At 42.6% G+C, this 19,865-nt stretch carries 18 protein-coding genes and 1 pseudogene; 7 read left to right on the forward strand and 12 right to left on the reverse strand.

Annotation, left to right across the window (positions count from 1 at the left end; translation table 11 throughout):
- Positions 1-74 precede the first annotated feature (74 nt).
- Positions 75-356, reverse strand: a complete 282-nt coding sequence (locus tag HP570_RS03240; protein ID WP_173624876.1) for a hypothetical protein — start codon at positions 354-356, stop codon at positions 75-77.
- 812 nt (positions 357-1,168) lie between these two features.
- Between HP570_RS03240 and HP570_RS03245 the strand changes: the two genes are divergently transcribed.
- Together HP570_RS03245 and HP570_RS03250 are read left to right on the forward strand one after the other, a co-directional pair.
- A complete protein-coding gene (locus tag HP570_RS03245) occupies positions 1,169-2,422 on the forward strand; it encodes a DNA polymerase IV (protein WP_309139178.1) in 1,254 nt (417 codons plus the stop codon).
- Positions 2,419-2,901, forward strand: coding sequence for a YhjD family protein (locus HP570_RS03250; RefSeq protein WP_173624877.1), 483 nt, complete (start codon positions 2,419-2,421; stop codon positions 2,899-2,901). The genes HP570_RS03245 and HP570_RS03250 overlap by 4 nt, the downstream gene beginning before the upstream one ends.
- Before the next feature lie 54 nt (positions 2,902-2,955).
- On the opposite strand, the gene HP570_RS03255 is transcribed toward HP570_RS03250, so the two are convergent.
- Positions 2,956-3,180, reverse strand: coding sequence for a hypothetical protein (locus tag HP570_RS03255; protein WP_173624878.1), 225 nt, complete (start codon positions 3,178-3,180; stop codon positions 2,956-2,958).
- A 580-nt stretch (positions 3,181-3,760) separates the two neighbouring features.
- Positions 3,761-4,351, reverse strand: a complete 591-nt coding sequence (locus HP570_RS03260; protein ID WP_173624879.1) for a Ger(x)C family spore germination C-terminal domain-containing protein — start codon at positions 4,349-4,351, stop codon at positions 3,761-3,763.
- A 346-nt stretch (positions 4,352-4,697) separates the two neighbouring features.
- On the opposite strand from HP570_RS03260, the gene HP570_RS03265 reads away from it, so the two are divergent.
- On the forward strand, positions 4,698-6,131 hold the full coding sequence (locus tag HP570_RS03265; protein WP_142496540.1) for an FAD-binding oxidoreductase: 1,434 nt from the start codon (positions 4,698-4,700) through the stop codon (positions 6,129-6,131).
- Positions 6,132-6,134: 3 nt separating this feature from the next.
- Entirely contained in the window at positions 6,135-6,701 is a 567-nt protein-coding gene (locus tag HP570_RS03270) for an MFS transporter (RefSeq protein ID WP_173624880.1), read from the forward strand.
- An 814-nt stretch (positions 6,702-7,515) separates the two neighbouring features.
- On the opposite strand, the gene HP570_RS03280 is transcribed toward HP570_RS03270, so the two are convergent.
- The 6 genes from HP570_RS03280 to HP570_RS03305 all read right to left on the reverse strand — a co-directional run bounded on the left by HP570_RS03280 (position 7,516) and on the right by HP570_RS03305 (position 15,384).
- Complete coding sequence (locus HP570_RS03280) at positions 7,516-9,228, reverse strand: methyl-accepting chemotaxis protein (RefSeq protein WP_173624882.1); 1,713 nt, start codon at positions 9,226-9,228, stop codon at positions 7,516-7,518.
- A 262-nt stretch (positions 9,229-9,490) separates the two neighbouring features.
- The gene (locus HP570_RS03285; protein WP_254494996.1) at positions 9,491-9,976 is read right to left on the reverse strand and encodes a hypothetical protein; all 486 of its coding nucleotides are present in this window, start codon (positions 9,974-9,976) and stop codon (positions 9,491-9,493) included.
- Positions 9,977-10,201: 225 nt separating this feature from the next.
- The gene (locus tag HP570_RS30010; protein ID WP_173624883.1) at positions 10,202-10,429 is read right to left on the reverse strand and encodes a helix-turn-helix domain-containing protein; all 228 of its coding nucleotides are present in this window, start codon (positions 10,427-10,429) and stop codon (positions 10,202-10,204) included.
- Positions 10,430-10,647: 218 nt separating this feature from the next.
- Positions 10,648-12,387, reverse strand: coding sequence for an amidohydrolase (locus HP570_RS03295; RefSeq protein ID WP_173624884.1), 1,740 nt, complete (start codon positions 12,385-12,387; stop codon positions 10,648-10,650).
- Between the two features lie 103 nt (positions 12,388-12,490).
- Positions 12,491-14,305: a PucR family transcriptional regulator gene (locus tag HP570_RS03300; protein WP_254494998.1), complete on the reverse strand. Its 1,815-nt coding sequence runs from the start codon at positions 14,303-14,305 to the stop codon at positions 12,491-12,493.
- A gap of 254 nt (positions 14,306-14,559) precedes the next feature.
- Positions 14,560-15,384: a MerR family transcriptional regulator gene (locus HP570_RS03305; RefSeq protein ID WP_173624885.1), complete on the reverse strand. Its 825-nt coding sequence runs from the start codon at positions 15,382-15,384 to the stop codon at positions 14,560-14,562.
- Positions 15,385-15,466: 82 nt separating this feature from the next.
- On the opposite strand from HP570_RS03305, the gene HP570_RS03310 reads away from it, so the two are divergent.
- Complete coding sequence (locus tag HP570_RS03310) at positions 15,467-15,928, forward strand: GNAT family N-acetyltransferase (protein WP_173624886.1); 462 nt, start codon at positions 15,467-15,469, stop codon at positions 15,926-15,928.
- Positions 15,929-16,053: 125 nt separating this feature from the next.
- Here the strand turns inward: HP570_RS03310 and HP570_RS03315 are convergent.
- Positions 16,054-16,355: pseudogene (locus tag HP570_RS03315) on the reverse strand (Y-family DNA polymerase); the annotation flags it as partial.
- A gap of 49 nt (positions 16,356-16,404) precedes the next feature.
- Positions 16,405-17,274, reverse strand: coding sequence for an AraC family transcriptional regulator (locus HP570_RS03320; RefSeq protein WP_173624887.1), 870 nt, complete (start codon positions 17,272-17,274; stop codon positions 16,405-16,407).
- 120 nt (positions 17,275-17,394) lie between these two features.
- Here HP570_RS03320 and HP570_RS03325 point away from each other — a divergent pair, with 120 nt between their 5' ends.
- Together HP570_RS03325 and HP570_RS03330 are read left to right on the forward strand one after the other, a co-directional pair.
- A complete protein-coding gene (locus tag HP570_RS03325) occupies positions 17,395-17,757 on the forward strand; it encodes a VOC family protein (RefSeq protein WP_173624888.1) in 363 nt (120 codons plus the stop codon).
- Between the two features lie 5 nt (positions 17,758-17,762).
- A complete protein-coding gene (locus HP570_RS03330; protein WP_173625130.1) occupies positions 17,763-18,275 on the forward strand; it encodes a GNAT family N-acetyltransferase in 513 nt (170 codons plus the stop codon).
- On the opposite strand, the gene HP570_RS03335 is transcribed toward HP570_RS03330, so the two are convergent.
- The gene (locus HP570_RS03335) at positions 18,247-19,746 is read right to left on the reverse strand and encodes a hypothetical protein (protein ID WP_173625131.1); all 1,500 of its coding nucleotides are present in this window, start codon (positions 19,744-19,746) and stop codon (positions 18,247-18,249) included. The two genes, HP570_RS03330 and HP570_RS03335, sit on opposite strands and share 29 nt — an antisense overlap.
- Positions 19,747-19,865: the final 119 nt, after the last annotated feature.

A 19,865-nucleotide genomic window follows, 5' to 3' on the forward strand; every position in this document is an offset into this window, starting at 1 on the left:
GCGTTTTTCACACAAAAAAACCTTTCCGACTTGGAAGCTTGCTCCTACAGGAAAGGTTACGTTGTTTTTTTCGATTATGGTTGGATTACTTTTTCTTTCGCTTTCGTTACGATGTGGTGACCGAGCGGCAAGCCACGCTGCTCCAGCTCATTAGCTGTCACAATATGGAGCGTCTCACTTTTACACGGCATGGGCATCAATCCGCCCAATGGACTCATCACTCTTCCGATCGTGTCTGTCTCAATGAGCACGTACAGGCCTTTTTCCTCCAATTGTTGCATGAATTCTCCCCAACGCTTGGAAGTAATCTGATCGGCGTGCTTGGTGAATATGACACCCATTTCTTGTGCTAGCATGTTAAATCTCCTTTGTTCTATCCGTCAAATATATGCTTCAAAAGATAATCTAACAATACAGGGAAACCTCCCTTCTGGCAAAATCCGTGTAAGCCAAAAAAACACGAAAAACGGCTGTTTTTGACCGCTTTTCGTTTCAGGAATCTCACATCTTCCTCGCACACACCGTTTCAACGCGGCACGCTGTTTTTTGCCGCTTGCTTTTGAAAAAGGGGCCTATTTTTGCCGATTTCTTGAGTAATTCTCATGCCTTGCCCATCATGTACCTGCATTTCCTCGATTTAGAAGCTCGCTTCCCGATGCTCCGGCAGCACAAACCGACTGGCCACGAATACATTTTCCTTTTTGGACACGCGTTTTTCCCGCGTTGTCGATAGTGGACGACATACATATGTCCCTGACGTCGTGAACTGCGACTGTGCACCCTCTTTGCCGCAGGATGCGACGTAGCTGGTGTGCTCATGTTGATCTTTCCACCTGCTGCGACAGCTTTATTCACGGATAAACCGACAGGTTGAGATGGTAACAATAGCTCTCAAAATGACGCATTCGCGCAGCCAATGACACCCCCACTCAGTGTTTAGCCGCGCCTACATTCTCGTTTTAGAGTTAATCCCCTCTTTTGCCTAAGATTTTGCATACAATGGTCCCCGAACTCCTAAATAGAGTTCGGGGACCATTGTTTTATAGAAGCTTGAAGTAAATTTTGGAGTAGGAAAAATACCTGAGCTGGATGATTTAACCATTGTATTACGAACATACATTCGGTATATAATAAGAACATATTTTCGTATTAATTTGGGGGTGTCACTGTGGTGCCCGTAATAATGTTGGCGGATTGCCAATCATTTTATGCATCTGTTGAAAAGGCAGCACGTCCAGAATATCGCAATAGTCCCGTTATTGTGGCCGGAGATCCGGCCAGAAGATCGGGCATCGTCTTAGCAGCATGTCCTGTGGCCAAAAAGTTTGGAATAACTACAGCAGAAACATTGGGTCAGGCTCTCGCCAAGTGTCCTGAAGCGGTCGTTATACGTCCTCGCATGCAGACTTATATCGATGTATCACTAATGATTACTGAGATCTTTGAATCCTTTACAGACTTAGTTGAGCCATTTTCAATTGACGAGCAATTTTTGGATGTGACCGGATCGCTTTCTTATTTTGGATCTCCAGAAGAAATTGCAAAACGAATACAAGTCAAGGTAATGATGTCTACCGGTGTCTGGATCAGGGTGGGTATAAGTTCAACAAAGATGTTGGCGAAAATGGCAACTGACATATGGGCTAAAAAAAGTGAAACGGGTATCTTCACACTTCCTAAAAGCGATATAGATAATCTGTTATGGCCTCAGCCCATCAACAAAATGTTCGGTGTAGGTTCACGGATGACGGCTCACTTTAACCGAATAGGCATTGCGACAATTGGCGATATAGCCAAACTTCCGCTTGGTGATTTCAAACGTAGAATGAAGCTTGTTATGGGTAAAAATAGTGATATACAAGCTGAATTGTATTGGCAAACTGCGAACGGCATAGACCCAAGCGCAGTTACACCAGGCACACACGATCATCAACAAGCTATTGGACATCAAATGACTTTGCCGCGTGACTATTCCCATAAGGAGGATATCGACGTCATACTACTTGAGTTAAGCGAAGAAGTTTGTCGCCGTTGTCGTGCCAAAGGCTATATGGGAAAAGTGGTATCCGTAGGAGCTCAAGGTGCTGACTTTGACAGACCTACGGGATTTTTTAGACAAATCACAATTGACGATCCAACCAATATCACCAATGAGGTGTTTGAAGCAGCTCGGAAGTTGTTTTATATCCATTGGGATGAACAACCGATTCGAAAACTTGGAATAGTGGTATCAAATTTGAGCCGTGATGATGAATACCAACTTTCCTTCTTCGGTAATAGAGAAAGGTACAAAAGGCTAGAACGCATCACAGATCAAATAAAGAATCGCTACGGAAGCACAGCGATTTTGCGCGCATCTTCTTTATTGGGAGCAGCACAAGCTCAAGAGCGTAGTGCGAAAATAGGAGGGCACTATAGATGAGTAAAAAACTTCAGAATAATGGACGATGGGAATCCAGTCGAATGATGCTTCCAGAACACCGGGAACAATACTTAAGCAGAAAGAATCAGCAACAAGAGCCGGTCAAACCAGAGTTGCCCAGCAAAGAAGAACTTGAATTAATAAGGGATTCTGTTCTTCTGCCGATGATCTTAACGATAGTCGATAAAAACAGTACAGAAATCGGCCTCTCATCCTTTTCATTGAAAAATCTTTACCTCAAAGCTTCCCAAGTATTGATGGCACAAATCCATCTGGATCTAAGTGAGGTCAGGAAAAAATTGAAGGCAAAAAATATTAAAGTATTTCAAGAAGAACGCATAGATAGCGCGCTGTACTATCGGTTTGTGTGTCGAGGTTATGAGGATACCTTCGCTATAGTGCGTGATGTAGCACGAGCAGAAATAAGTATGCGAATTTCAAAATATGTCTCTGATATGTTCAGAAATAGCGACAAGTAGACCAGCGGCTGCGAAAAGTGGTCGGTTTAAGACCACTTTTTTAAGGCAGTCTAATCAGCATTCTTTTGTTTTGGGATTATAATTTTCCTCTGGCGACAGGGTAGCCGTATGTTCGGCTGCGTTATGGAGCTCATTTTCTGTTTTGTGGGCGCAATCGTCCTGATATAAACGATTGGCGATGCGTCTATTTGGTGTATGAATCAGCTCTGACCAAGTTACCTCGGCGTTCGTTCGTAAAAATTTCTCAAATCTGTCCAATCGTTCTTGGTAGCTTTTCATAGTGTAAGTCACCCTGCACACTCCATACAACTTATGGCAAACGGAAAAGTCTTCTTCAGAATCTATTGTCATTTGGCTATGCCGTATTACCTTTCCAGTGCCATCGAGTCCATTTGTCCTTCTCTCTATTTGAATTAAATATCAAATAATAATTAATCTAATTAATTTATATATCAGCCAACAATATAAATCAACATTTTTTGTTATTTCTCTTGCATTTATAAGCTATTTTCTTAAGGATTTACGGACCTAAGTGGTTTGCAGTGTATCGAGGGGCGGTCAATATTCCACGTCCCGATGGGCTCAGCTGCAAAGCGTATATTAGTAACAGGGACAAAGCATACCTTTCGACCACTGTGTTAGAGTCTATTTCTGGATAGGGGGAAAGTGCACCGTACAGAAGTCTAACACTCTGCTTGGAATGAACAGAGGCGATTTACAGCCGTTTACTTTTCCTTGGTTACATCCGAGATATACTCGTATCTCGGATGTAATCTAAATAAACGAGCTTCGTTCCATCGTGGGAACTTGATTAAATCTCTTCATTTGTCTTTTATTAGGAAAATGATAGTTCACATGGTTAGTTTATAATCCCTTTTTTCCTAATTTCCACCTGAATGTTAGGATCGAACTTCACTTTTTGATAATAGCTCCCCCAATTTTCTTTTTGTTTTTTCCAAGTTTCAGGATGGTAAGCCATGAGCTGCCTGGCGATACCTAATCCATCGCAGCGGGCATTTTGCATTTTTTTCAGTGTTTTTTTAGCTAAATCAGTCATTTCTTTGGATAAAAGCTGGTTTAACTGTGCAATCATGGTTTTACCGTTCAAGTGATCTTTGGGATATTCCTCAACACTCGCTTTCCAATTTAAATCCAGCTTAACGGAAATTTGACCGTCCGGTTGAACAGACACTTCCATCTCTCGTTTTGATTTATCTACGTTAAAGGTTATAAAATCTTTGATGTTTGACTTGCCATTCTGCGCACTTATTTTTTGTGTGAATCTCGCCAGCTTCCCCTTGCTTGCTTGTAATAATAGACACATGGTTGATTCATCTGGGCTCAGTACCCCTGTCAGTCGTTGATCATGAAACATAGCAATCCGAGAAACGTCCACTCGGTTCCCTTTATGCATGAGGTAGGGAAGAAATGATCCCTCAATGTTCTTCACCTAGGTTCAATCCAATTTTCATTAATGTAACCAGTAGCATGTGTATTATTCCAACAAACCCCTGTTCCTCAGGAAATTGAAAACAAAAATAATCATTGGTGAAGTGACCCCAGAAATGTAACCTTGACGTTTGTTTTCCTCCTTTAAAATGGGATGCTTTATCGGCCCGTTTGACTGCCCCTTGATCTCTCAAATTTAACCTCCGAAATCAGCCAATCCAACGAGGTACTAAAAAAAGATGGTACTGTCTTGATCTCGGTTCCTTTGATATGTTTAACACCGTGCTCGCTATGAGACGACTGTTTGAAAGATGATCAGTCCAGTAAAGCAAAGGGTTGGAGATTCCATGAAAAAAAGTATTACATTATTGTTGCTTGTTGCGTTATGTCTTGTTAATTACAGATTGCTGGATACGATAGATCAGGATCCCTTTCTAATCACAGACTATAGCAGGCTGCATCCTGTAAAAGTCGAGCGAGTGGTGGATGGTAAAGAACAAGAGCAACTAATTCATTTACTAAAAGAAGCAAGAGATAAAAACCTGACCGTCTCCATAGCCGGACAGCGGCACAGTCAAGGCGGCCACACTTATTACAAGGACGGCATTGTCGTTGACATGACTCATTTCAACAAAATCGTATCGTTTGACCCAGCAGCGAAAGTCATTCGCGTTCAAGCAGGGGCAACTTGGAAAGATATTCAGGACAAGGTAAATCCCTACGGGTTGTCGGTGAAGACGATGCAATCACAAAATATTTTTACCGTGGGTGGCTCGATTAGCATTAACGCTCACGGTAGGGATATCCGTAACGGCTCGCTGATCAAAAGCGTAGAGTCCTTTCGGCTGTTGACTTCAAAGGGTGAGATTAAGCAAGTCAGCCGAACGGAGAATGCTGACTTATTTCCACTTGTCCTCGGAGGATATGGGTTATTCGGGATTATTTTAGATGTAACCTTGACACTTACAGAAGATGAAATCTACAGGACGACGTCTGAGGCCATGACGGTTGACGAGTACAGCAACTATTTCTTGAGCCAGGTCAAATCAAATCCGGATATTCACATGCATTACGCACGAATATCAGTGGCGCCCGATCATTTTCTTACAGACATGTATGCCATTAACTATACGGTGGACAAGACCGTCCCCCTGATAGAGCACAATACGTTAAAAGCGACAGAGGATTTGGTCATTCCTACTAAGCTTTTATTTCATCTCAATCGTTCTTTTGACTGGGGGAAAAATATGTTCTGGGATCTCCAGCAAAAATTCTTCCAGGTACAGCAAGGTAACGTAATCAGCCGCAATAACGCTATGCGTTCAGAAACAGAATTTATGGAGTACAGAGGGATTGGCAAGAACGACCTTCTTCAGGAATATTTCATTCCTGTCGACCAGTTCGCTGATTTTGTACATCACCTGAAAACGATTTTGCCACAGGAAAATTTAAATCTACTAAACATTACGGTTCGTTACGTGAATCAGGACGAGGAAGCGACCTTGTCGTATGCGCGTGAGGATATGTTTGCGCTCGTATGCTTGTTTAACGCTCCTTTGGAGGAGCAAGGGCAGAGCTCATTTAAAAAGGGAATCCAACGAATTATCGACGAAGTCATCAGGCATCGCGGAACCTATTATTTGCCCTACGCTGCTTATCCGAGCTTAGAGCAGTTCCAAGCTGCATATCCGCGGTATAAAGAGTTTTTCGTGAAGAAGGATCAATATGATCGGGAACATTTGTTCATGAACTATTTTTATGAACAATATAAGGGGGAATAGGGCATGACGGTAAAATGGCTCATTCGGTCACAAAGCGTCGTTACGCTAGCCGCGGGTATGGTATACCCGTACTATTTGCTATTTCTGAAGAATCTAGGTAACAGTTATTCCAAGTACGGACTAGCTTTTGCCGTCTTTACGATAAGCTCTGCGGCCATTTCCCAATGGCTTGCTCCACGATTGGACAGGCATGGCATTCAAATCCTCATGATTAGTTCTCTAGGTATGATGTTAGCGATGCTTGCTTTTCCATGGGTGACGTCATATGTGTGGGTGCTAGTTCTCCAGTTTGTTATGGGAAGCTGTAGTGCCATGCAAAAAATGAGCGAACGGCTATTGTTAGCAGATCACACGGAAAACGGAGCCCGCGGAACAATCATCGGTTCTTATCATTTTTGGACTTCGGTCTCATCTGGCTTTGCTGTGATTCTTGGGGGCTACCTCATCGACTGGCTAACAATAAATGCGTTGTTTTATACGAGCGCGCTATTATACGGCTTCAGTGCGTGGGCGTGTTGGCGAATACGAAAAGCCAATTCAGACATGAACAAAGAAACGAACGTAAACTAAATACGTTGAATGAGTTGCACGACAATCAAAAGACCAATCCCCTCGTCTTATCCCTGTTAAGTAGACAAAATAAAAAAGCATAAGTAACCAGTGTGTTTCGGTATTCTACCGGGGCACACTGGTTTAATTTTTTTCTGAAACCGTCCATGGTTATAAAACCAATTGTATTTTTCAATGACTTAAATGAGATCTTCTCTGTCTTACACTCAGTAAAGTACAATGTCTCAGTTTTGAGATGCGTGAAAAAGGATTCGACCTAGGCGTTATCAAGGCAGTTTCCATTGGGGAGTGGCTGCCACTTATGGCAAGTTCCTTTATTCGCTTATTGTATATTGGAAGCCCTAATCTGAATGTAGGGTTGCTTTCTACACGTCTCTTTCTTCTTCCACAGTAGTAAACTTGGTTCTTGGACGACCAACAAATGGAGTTGTCACTAGAACAATTCTTCCCTCTCTGATCGACAAAACCTTGACCACTATTTTTCTTTTGAACCCATTGCAGAACTTGCGTTTTACAAGGTATCCCAATTCTTTAGCTATTGCTCTATAACCCATGCCTCCTTGTTCGTACATGTCTACTGCTCAGCTTAAACTCCTCGGAATATCGCTTGAATGTTTGACCTTTTTTAGCCATGGGAAAATCCCCTCCAAGTAGGGTGTACCACCCAGCATTAGGTGGGAGGGCTTTTTACACTGTCTACTCAAAGGGGATAATATCAATTATTCATCGATTTTAACACCAGGGTGCTTTTCCAATGTCTACATTAAGGGGTGCACTACATTACCCAAGAGGTTTTTGACTGTTTCCTGTACTTTTATGCTTTGAACTTAGTTATGGATTGTTGCAATTCTTCCGCCATTCTGCTTACTACTTCAATAGCAGAAGCGATTTCTTCCATCGATGAATACTGTTCCTGCGCTGCTGCAGACACATTTTGTGTATGGGTCATAGATTGCTGTGAAGTATCTGCAAGCCCTCTTATCATTTTCACCACATGCTGCGAACTCGCCGTTACTTCTTCTACAATCGCAGACACTTCCTGTGATTGTACCGAAACATGTTCCACCATATTCGTAATATCATGAAACGCTTCACCTGCCTGCTGAACCATCTCAATCCCTTTATGAACAGCAGACGTTCCTTCTCCCATCGAACGCACTGCATGCCCTGCTTCTGCCTGAATTTCAGAAATCAACTGCCCGATTTCCTCAGATGCCTGTCCTGACTGCTCCGCCAGCTTTCGCACTTCATCTGCTACAACCGCAAACCCTCTTCCATGCTCGCCTGCTCTTGCTGCTTCGATCGCTGCATTTAAGGCAAGCAAGTTCGTTTGATTGGAGATTTCTGTAATCAGCGTAACAATCCGCCCAATTTCTTTCGACTTCTCACCAAGTGTATCAACAACTGACGCTGTCGTATTCACTTTTTGCTGGACAAGCTCAATCTGGGCTACTGTTTCTGTAACAACCCGGTTCCCTGTCGCCGCCTTATGATTTGCCGTTACTGTCAGATCGGCTACAGCCTGCATAGAAGATGCGGCTTGCTCCATTCCTTTAGAAATTTCTACAGCGGCTTGATTTACTTGATCAGCACCGGACAGCTGATACTCTGCACTTCCTGCCACTTCTTGAATTGTTGTTGAAATCTGACTTGCCGCGTATTTTACCTGTTCACCCGTTGCCAATAACTCCTCACAACTTGCCGATAATTCCATTGCATTTGTGTTTACCTGCTGCACGACACTACGTACACTGCGCATCATGTTGTTAAATAATTGGGTTAGCATCCCAATCTCATCTCTTGCTTGATAATCTCCTTGTACGGTTAAATCGCCTTGCTCCGCTTTTATCATTAATTCTTTCATCATGTGAAGCGGACGCGTAATGATGCGACCAATGACTAAAGTGAGAAGCGCACATAATACAATCGCAACCACTGTAATGATAACTGTCCAAGTAATCGCGCCCTTTGCATAAGCACTATTTGTCTTATAGAGTTCTTCCGCTCTTTCCTGATTGTAATCCGCCAGTTTCTCCAGCTTACCACTCAACTGCGCACGAGTCTCTCTAACATCTTGTACATAATATTGGTAAGCTTGATCATTTTTATTGACCATCGCCAGAGCAATTACTTTCTCCACATTTCCCCAGTATGTATTGCGCAACTCTTTATATTGACGAAATAACTCTTTCTCATGCTCATCCATTTTTGTTCTTTCATAGCTTTTTATCAATTGTGACGTGGCTAGCTTCCTGTCGTTCATTGTTTTCTTCATTTCTTCATTCTCTTTCGGGTCTTTCGTTAGTAATAAGCCTAATGTATTTACCTCAACGACACGATTATTCAGTCGGATTTCAGAAAGCCATCTTACTGAATTCATCCGATCTTCATACATTTCAGTTGAATTTTCCGCCATACTTTTGATGTATGTAACCCCCACGAACCCTACCATGGTTAAAAATACAACTGCCATTATCATAAGCAATAATATTTTTTTGCTTACTTTTATATCCCTTATCCACTGCATTTCATTTTTGCTCCTTTATGTACAAATTGTCTGGAAGTGAGCAGATAGCCACTTTTCCGGAAAAGCCGTTCATTCTTGTCTCAGAGGACCTAACGCCTTCGGAACCGTTGCATTTGTACGCGGTATCTCTACGGCAAAAGGCGGTTCCACGTCCCACACGGCAGCGTCCAATGTAGAGAGAATTGGTTTGTTCCGTTCTGGGTTTCAGAGTACAACAAATAATAACAGTCTTATTTTAGAAGTGCGAAAGATTCATTTATATTCAAATCACCGTATAGTTGGTCAAACAGCTACCGTCTTCTGACTGGGAATCAAACGGATTGGACTGTGGAGTTGTATACACATACACCATGTCATTTGATTCTGTAATGGATGTCCCGACAGGCGGACCTGCTTCGCTAGAGAGGCGAGTCCAATCCGTTTTCGTAAAAACGGAGATCATCAGAAGCGTTTCAGAATCTTTTCCATCCTTTGTCGCATAATCGAACTGCACTACATGTTTGGCAGATGGCAGAATTTTGTCTGCATCTGCACCTTCGTATTGGTTCACCTTATAATTTCCGTTCCAAGAAGTTGGAGGCTTAAAGCTGAATTTTGCTTGAGGGTTAGTGTAAAGGTTAGTTTTTCCGCTTTCCTGTGCAACATGCTGTGCTGGGTGTTCTACTTTGTCATAGTTAATAGCGAGTAAGATGCCGATCACTACGCCGGATGTCAGTATGGTGCCGACGATGATTTTTTTGAAATTCATGTTGGGTTCCTCTCTCTTCGTATAAGGTGTGTCGATGTTTATGAGGGTATTATAAACAAGCGATATAATAAAGATAGTTGCAGATAAGTGACACTTTATTTCATAAAACGTTTTGGCGGGCATTTAAAACGTGGCATTGGACATCTGCCGGAATGAAATGTTCGTTCCCATAGCCATAAATATAGCCATTAAAATTATTGTTTCTTCCTGGAATGGAAATCCAACTCATTTATATCGCAGTAATTTTAGGTTAATATAATCAATTACTTCATCATTCTCCATTTTCTTCGTATAGACCATTTCTTTACTTAAAATAAGCCAATGCATATCGACCTTGTATTGAATTACCAAAGATACTAATACTTCTATAGAAGGAGTTGATTTATCTGATTCAATTTCGCTTAAACTTGCATGTGATATACCAAGACTTTTGGTAAAATTAACTAGAGTCATATCATGTTTTTTCTTACCAATTTGACTCGCTCACCAATAGTTTTTGCACTCATTATGTACACCTTGTACGAGACATCGTATGCCCGAATATAAAATAAAATAATTTGCGGCACTTGGTAGGGAATTAAATATCCCGTTCCACCCTAGAGTGTGAAACGGGATGTTTTTTGGGATTTTGTCATTCGGATTACCCTTTTAGGACAGCCCCAGGTAGTTCATTATTTTAACGTGGCATCCCTGAAGGTTTCTTCTCCTGCTTCCATCGTCAACAATACTTTTGCACTACCAATTTCTATTGAAGGAATCTTAAAGAGATTCTTATCGATCACAACAAGATCTGCTTCCTTCCCTTGTTCAATGGAACCAGTGATTTTATCTGAAAAGCTGGCATAGGCACCATTAATCGTGAAACTAGCAATCAAATCAGCAACCGATGCTCTTTCTTCAGGTCCGAGCACTAACTTAGGATCGGTATTTCCAAACGCCTCTCTGGTGACACCTACTTGTATTCCGTATAATGGATCAAATTCCCACGTTATCGGATAGTCACTGGCAGAGGCCACTTTCACTCCGTTATTAATCAGACTCTTCATCGGATACTCACGACTCGCCCGTTCCTCTCCGAGATAAGGCAGCTCAATATTTTCATAATAGCCTGGTGATTTAATAAACCAATATGGATTGGCGACAGCCACAACCTTCAATTTTTCTATGCGCAGAATATCACTTGGCTGAACAATTTGAAGATGAGTCATCTGATGGCGAGAATCTCTTTTTCCATTCTTCTCTACTGCGTATTCAAAACCATCCAAGGTTTCTTTTGTGGCAGCATCTCCAACAGAATGAACGTGCATGGCAAAACCTGCTTTATCCAATGCAGCAGCTGTCTCCTTAAAGACTTGAGGGTCCCATTGCGGTTTTGCATTGTGCTTATCCTTATATGGTTCAATTAGTGCAGCTGTTCCTCCCTCGATTACACCATCCATGAATACCTTCACCGAGTTTACCTGGACATCGGGTCCGTTTAGTTTCGCCCGTTCTTCTACCAACGATTTTACTTGTGACGGACCCTTGGAAGGGTCAGTGGCCAATGAAACACGATATTTGAGATGAAGCTTGTTTTCTGCTTCAAGAGCCTTTAATGCATTTAGGGCATTACTACCTGGAACAGCTAGTGCAAGATGGACAGAAGTAATCCCTTTTTCTGCTGCCATCTGCTCATACGCTAAAATCCCTTCCTTATACTCTTCTTCAGAGTAATCCGGAATAATCTCCATAACCAAATTTTGAGCGGTCTCACGAAGAGTACCAGTAGGTTCCCCCGTAACATCGTCTCGCTCAATTACGCCGCCGTTTGGATTCTTGGTATCCTTGGTAATACCGGCCAGTTCAAGAGCTTTCGAGTTCACCCACACCGAGTGATGGTCTCCTGAGGTCAAGACAACAGGTATATCCTTTACGATTTGATCAAGATCCTCTTTTTTCGGGCCCTTTCCGGGGAACACAGGGTTTACCCAGCCAAATCCCTTCAAACCTTTAAGATTAGGGTTCTTTTGAACAAATTCTTTAATTGTATGGAGATAATCCTCCCGCGATTCTTTTCCAACCAGATTCACTGAGAAGATTGTTTCAACGGTTGCCGTCACATGAGAGTGGCTATCAATAAAACCAGGAAGAACCATCTTTCCGCCAAGATCAACCACTTTGGTCTTTGAGTTTTGAAAAGGTTTTACTCCTTGATTGGTGCCAACATATACAATTTTCCCATCACTGATCGCTATAGCTTCAGCAAAATCACGCTTTGCATTAACGGTGTAAACAGTACCGTTTTGCAATATGACATCTGCCTTTTTACTGATGGGGTTCGTTGCATTTGTTTTGGCCTGTGCAAATCCTGAGAAAAGTGTACTCATTAAGAGAGAGGCAAGAGCAACACTCAACGTCTTCTTTAGCTTCATACAATCACCTTTCCTAGCGTGTCTACAATCCACTCCAGGAAGAATGATATATAAAATATAGGTAGAGAAATATGTTCATAGCAGACGAAAAATGAATACTTTTTCATCCACGGTGGAGGTTTCTTTGTTCGAATAAATCGTACAGCTTAAAGGCTAACATGAGATTAAACCGCTCTTCCGGATCATTCAGCTCCAGCTGTAATAAGTCTGTTATCTTTTCTAATCTATACTTCAGTGAACTTCGATGAATAAAAAGATATTCTGCAGTTTCTTTTAAATTCCCGTTCATGCTTAAATACACCCGCAAAGTATCAAACAGGTCTTTTCCTTTTTCATTTCCGTAGTTTAATAACGGGTCTAGATATTTCTTGATGAACAATTTTGTCGCAAAACTTTCTTCAAGATCAAATAAAATAGAAAGAGAGCCAAGATTGTCAAAGTTTTGTATATGTTTGTTTGAAACGCGGTTACTTACGATTTTCAAAGCTTGATGAGCTTGGCGATAACAAATGTGGTAGTCTTCTATGGTTTGTGTACTAGAACTTATTCCTAAAAAAATTTCAATTCCTTGTATCATTGGTGAAACAACATCTCTAATTTGTTTATGAATCAGTTTCCAATAGAGGTTGCTGTCTTTTTCTTTTTGGTCAGGAACAATCAGAACATAGCGCCCCTCTTTTTGCGTTACGATAATATTTCGATCAAAGAGGTGTAATGCTGTTCTGATTTTTTCCCATATCCAAGTCATCTTGAACTCAATTGATTGTAAATCCGCTTCTCTATGATTACATTCGATAGATAATACACCAATTCTATTAGGTTCAAACAGATTGAGATTAAACAGATTGGCATATTCGATCATTTTTTCTTTATCTTCAATCTTTTCCAGGAAAAGTTGATGGATAAAACCGTCCTTAACCTGTTCTTTTGCATCTGCCACAAGTTTTTGCTTTCTGATCTGAATCGCATATACATCCAAAGCGTACTTCAGTGTCATTCGCATTTCCAGATCGAACTCCTGTTTACTTGCTTTCACACCTACATACCCGGATAGCTCACTGCCACAAACTACCTTCCATATTCCAAGATGATTGTCTTCCCCATATTGGAGCCACTGCTCTCGATCAGGTATATTCATGATTTCCCATGCTTTTACATTTAGTTGTCTTACGATTTCCTCTAGCTCCTCATTACGTTCTCCTATGAAAAAACTGAAGATCGGATGCAGGAAACGATCAAATAGAATAACTGTTTTTCCAATCAAATGTGAGAAGGTTTTGGTAATCTCAAAGTAACCGTCACCTACCAGAGCCAGTGTTACTAATTCTTTATAGTGAATCATTCGTTTTTCCAAACGATTTTTGTCTTCCAGTTCTGCCTTCAATTTCTGCTTTTCTTTCTCTTTGTTTTTTACCATTTCCATTACGATTGCGAAATCTTTCCCATATTCCTCAAAGGACTTGTCCGCTTGGATATTCAAGGGAGCCGCCTCCCGATACCCAACAACACAGACATCAAAACTGGTGGAGTCGCTTTCCTTCATTGGAAAGGTAAACCAGGTAACAAAACCTTCATTCTCAAATTCTCTAAGCAGATCACAACTCTTCCATACATCGATATCATCCATAGAACAATGTGGTTTAGATAAACAGCATTCCAAACAAGACGAACACGATAATGGAAACTTCTTCTCAAAACTCTGTGAGTCTCCTCTTCTTATTTTAATGCTCAAGACATCCTCTGATTTTTGAATAATCGCAACGTAGTCACAGACAAACTCATCCCAAAATGACTCTACTAGAAACAGCAGTGCTTCATCAACGGTTTCTAGTTTGTGCAAGTTTCTCGCAGCATTACGTAAGTGTATATCGATATCTTCAATACTATTCTGCCCCCAAATCCTTTCCCATTTGTCCATTATATCCCTCATTTCTATAGTCAATTATGAAAGAAACCCAACCAGCAGCGTTGCCACAAACATCATAATTGAAATTCGTTCAAAACGCTGCCACTTAATTCAACAATCTTGCTACATCACTATAAAAAAGCGCCAGACTCTAATCGATCTGACGCATTTCAACGATATCTGATACTTCTATTTTCCTATTTCAACAGACGCATGAGTTGATTCTTAACAATCGGGACAAAATCATTTCCCAATACGTGAAAAAGTTATTTTCGAACCTCTATCATTATTTTTGTCACATACTCTTCGCTAGTATTTTTGGTTACCGCATCTAGTACGTATTCTTCATACGAATATTCCCTGATTTGAAGTTCGTGGGCTTTTATAAATGCAAGCATTTCTTCATAAGTTGCAGTAATCCTTTCACTCTTTCCAATATGATAGCCAACCACATACAACCCCTTTGGCTTTGTATAGCAAGTTATCGCTTCATGATTTTCTGTTTGTTTCATATATAAATTCGAATAGTTTTCGTAATCTGCTGACAATAGTTGATTACGTGAAACCATCGCTCCAATTGGATAACCCGTATCGAGCCGATGCGTATGGAGCGCATTGATAAAATCAGAAACAGCCCGTACAAAGTCTCGGTCCGTACAATCTAGAATGGCATCACTGGTAAATAATTTTTCCTCCGAAAGTTCTTCTATATGAATACGTGAAAAATCGGTTTTGATGGCTTCCTTGGTCAAGCTAAGCTTCGTTTCAATCATTTGTTGGATTTGCTGCAGGTTTTGAATTTTGCGATGAATTGTAGACGCTTTATCTTCTAAAAGGCTAACAAAGTTTTCTGGTGTTTTGTTTTCCAGAAAGGGCCTTATTTCTTTTAAGGGCATCCCGACCTCTTTTAATAGTTCAATCACGTTAAATAACTCAAACTGTCGATACGAATAGAATCGATAGCCCTTCTCATTTTTAATATCTGGTGACATTAACCCGATGTCATCATAATAAAACAATGTTTGCTTATTGACTTGACATAGCCTCGCAAATTCCCCTGTCGTGAAATATTTATGTGTCCCCTCTGACATACAACCCTCCCTCTCTTGACTATATAGTTACTATATAGTGTACATTTCTTACTATAAATTTAAGGGAAAGGGTTTGATAGTCATGAATATCATTATTCGTGACATAACGCCAGAAAATGTTCAAGAGATCCTGCAATTACGTGTCAAAAAGGACCAAACCTCATTTATCGAATCACCTCAAAAATGTTTACAAGATGCAAAAGCATGTAGCTATTATCAGCCAGTAGGGCTATATACTGACAAAGATTTAGTTGGATTTGCGATGTACGGGGAATTCCCGGGTGAAGATGAAATAGAAGATAAACGTGTTTGGTTGGATCGCTACTTTATTGACCACCGTTATCAAGGATATGGCTTAGGTAAGCAATCATTGGAAGCCCTTATTCAGCATCTTGTCAAACAGTATAACTGTAAAAAAATTTACTTAAGTGTATTTAAGGACAATGTCCAGGCCATTCGTATTTATCAAAAATATGGATTCAAGTTCAATCGAGAAATTGATATTAACGGTGAAAAAGTCATGGTGAAGAAAATCAATGTATAAATACGCTTGGAATATCTCAATGAATTGATGCGCTTGTGAGGGCCACCGTGTTAACAAAAAAGAATTATTTTACTATTTTACAGAGCCATGGGGAACTAAACCACTTCTTTGGCGTCGTATCTTCAGGCCATCTTGGCCAATACCTTGTTCTCCCCGATGCCTACCTGACAGTTGATTCCCGTCTCCATCCAAACGCGCTGCCGAATCTGTGCAGCCATCTGCAACGGATCACCAAACAGGTGGACGCTGCCTGTCACGTCGAGAAACTGCTCATCGATCGAGTACGGCTCCACCTTGTCAGTAAATGCCTCGAATATACGAGTGATTTGCATGGAGATGCGAATGTACATCTCCATGCGAGGACGAAAAACGACGAGCTGGTGCACTTTTGCTGCGCCTGCCACAGCGCTTCGGCCGCGACCACTCCAGCACACCTCGGCAGGTGTTCCACAAACGAGAGCGAATCCAATAAGGGGTTACTTTTTCACGACAGGAATCCAAATTTCGCTTCGAAATGTTGGTGATGAAGTGTCTTTGCTTTCGTTCCACAAAATCTCAGGACCCTCAGCCTGTTCATAACCGGAGGATAAAAACCATTCCGAATAAATCCGGGCCCAGATATCTTGCAGCGTATCAGGAAAAGGACCCACTGCTTCGAAAACCGCCCAGGTGGAAGCAGGAACTTCAAGTACTGCCCAATTGTCTGGATAAGCTTTTGTAGTAGCTACGCCGATATAGTGATCGAGCTCGTCATATTCCAGCCGACCTTCTGAAAAGTTCGTGGACGCACTGATCAGTCCAAGTGGTTCGACATCGGATAGCGATTTTAGTTGCTGAATCATCTCCATATCTAATGAAGCCCACATGGCCGCAATCTCTGGATTGACTCCACGATAAATCAACGGAACTCTTTTTTTCAGACCCACAATGCGAAATGCCTCTTTTTCTTCCATACGGTAGTTCATGGCACTGCCTCCTTTAATGGATAGATGAAAGGTCATTCGCGGATAAGCCTTCAAGGAATGGCCGATGTGTCTGGCTTCTGTCGGAGTGACTCCATGCACATTCTGAAAAGCTCTGGCAAAGGAATCAGCCGATCCGTATCCGTATTTGATCGCAATGTCAATGACACGCTCGTTGCTGTCCGCAAGCTCAAAAGCTGCAAGCGTAATGCGTCGGCGCCGGATGTACTCGGATAGCGGAACACCAGCGAGAAAAGAAAACAGCCTTTTGAAGTGATACTCGGAGCAGCAAGCCACCTGGGCGATTTCTTTATAGTCAATCTCGCTTGTCAAATGGTCTTCGATGTAGTCCAGAGCCTCATTCAGCTTCACAAGCAAATCCATGGTAATGACCTCCCTTTCTCCCTCAGAATAGCAGATGCAAAATCGGGCGATCCGACATTTCGTGCACGATTATGACGGGTCGACCTTGTAAAAACGACTATGGAAAGGAGCTTTATCCCAATGACAACGACTTCCCCTCTACTCCCCCAAATCGGAGCTATTTTTGTAGCCGTCAGCGACATCGAGCGCGCACGCGACTGGTACTGCCGTCTCTTGGGCATTCCCGCAGACGGTGAAATTATGTTTGGGCATATATACTGCATTCCTTTACAAAGCGGACTGACGCTCGTTCTGGATAGCAAAATCTTTCCGAAGCGCATCACAGATGATGCTCCCTTGTTTCATTTCAACACACAGGATATCGAAGCCTCTTATTCATTTCTCAAAGAAAGCGAAGTCGAAGTCGTCACTCCTATCCAGCATGGCCACTGGTTCAACTTCCGCGATCCCGACGGCAATCTGATCATGGTGAGCCAATGTTAAAGGACATGACCATCCACTTGCGCCGCACGACACCGGCAGACATTCCATTCGTATGCGAAGTAGAAAATGCGCCAGAGAATACCCCGTTCATTATTCCGTGGAGCGAAGATCGGCACCACAACGCTCTTGGCGACCCGGACATCCTCCATATGATCGCCGAAAAAAAAGAAACAGGCCACCCCGTCGGCTACGTTATCATCGCCGGGCTGACCAATCCTCATCAAAGTATTGAGCTTATGCGTATTACAATCGCAGTGAAGGGAGAGGGCTACGGACGCAACATCCTGCGTCAGATCAAGCATTTGGCATTCATCGAACAAAAAGCCCATCGACTCTGGCTGGATGTAAAAGAAACGAACGACCGGGCCCACAGCCTTTACCTATCGGAAGGGTTTCACATAGAAGGAACCATGCGCGATTGCCTGAAATCGGGCGATACTTACGAATCCCTGATCATTTTATCAATGCTGGCAACGGAATATGACGTGCCTAAGGGGCAAATGCGTCCGGAGTCGTGACATACAGCCATTTGCCGTCGTTGCTCGCTCCCAAAATCGATACACTTGCTGGAAGTCCCTTCACCAGCACAGCTTGTTGCTTACGATCGGCATCGAACAGGAAGAGCGACGACACAGACTCTGTTCCTTGCTCAGCTTTTTCCCAATCGATATAAACCAAATGGTGAGTGCCTGGAATCCATATCGCTTCTGGCTTCATTTCCATCAGTTTGAAGTCGCCCTTAAACACCCCTGCATTCCAATACATTTGATAGGCGCCATCTGTCGACTGGATATAGCCAGACCAAGCTTCTTTGGGAACGGGTGGATTCCAGCTGATCACTTTGCCTGACTGCCAATCGTAGCGTTGCCGAAGCTCTTCAAAGCTATCTTCCTCTGTTCTCATTTCAAACGTCGCGTAACGTCCATCATCCATAAAACGGACGGGCTGGACTTGCCCATTCATCTCATCTGTTGGAACCCATCCTTTGATAACCCCTGGGAGGCGCCGTTCTTTCCCAGTCGCCAAATCGTACACGACCAGATCGAGATCTGTTTTCTGTTCAGTCTTGCCTACTGCCATCAATACATGCTTGCGATCATGGCTAAAGCTGGCTCCATGTACGTATCCATCTACCTTGACACGAATGGCAAACTCGCTTTTCGGTACGTCTGTCCCTTTCGGTGGATGAGCGAAAAAGAAGCCGCGACGATCTGCCATGAAGTCGCCTGCACCGCTATAATTGTCAGTGAGCTCCACTGGATAAGCAGTCAGTACTTTTGTCTGTGTGTCATAAATCGAATACAGCATGGGGAAACGGGCATCGCACTCACAATATTCTGTAAATCGCTCCAGCAACACATACCGTTCCTCAGAGTCGATAAACTCCATGGGAGTCCTGACGGCAAAGTCCGTCATTTTTTCTTTCACCTTGCCATCGACTGAGACTCGCCATATCTGAGCCGGAGCAAACACCACCGCCGAGAAATTGTTCGTATCGTCAAACACGGTTCCCTTTACCGTCTTCGCTCCTGCTACGTTTACAACATACTCCGTCCAGCTTCTGTCTTTGGCAAGCGTATCAGGAAGGGTAGCCAGCAATTGCAGTTGGCGATCGTGCACCCAGTGAAACGTAAAAATCGGCTCCACGAATCCCAAGTTCTCTTTTTTGGTCTCTTCTTGAGCATTTTTGCGGATAGCTGCTTCGACCGTTCCACGGTTCACGGCTTCTTTAAAAAAGAGAGTGTACGCCTGTGGTGCAGGTCCCACGACCGTTCTTCGAGGAGAGCGGAGCTGTGGAGCATCGTTTAGCTGAATGACCACGTCTTCTTTCATCGCGGCGTAGTCGTAAGGCAGTTCCTTTTGCTTCCATTCCTTTGTTGTTTGGCTGGTCGTATGGGATGGGCCAGTCTGAGCAATCCGACTGTCCGTGGAAGTTGCTTGCGCGAAGTCGGATCCTGTCAAAATAATCAATGCGAACACAATGGACATACTCATTCCCCGAATTTTTCGCAAAGACAAAAAACTCGCCTCGCTTCCTAGAAAAATTTACCTTACAGAGGATAGACGTCGAATGCCAGCTTAAGGTTTCACCCCCCAATAGAAAAAGC

Origin of the sequence: Brevibacillus sp. RS1.1, from assembly GCF_013284365.1 — a bacterium.
GTDB lineage: Bacteria > Bacillota > Bacilli > Brevibacillales > Brevibacillaceae > Brevibacillus > Brevibacillus brevis_D.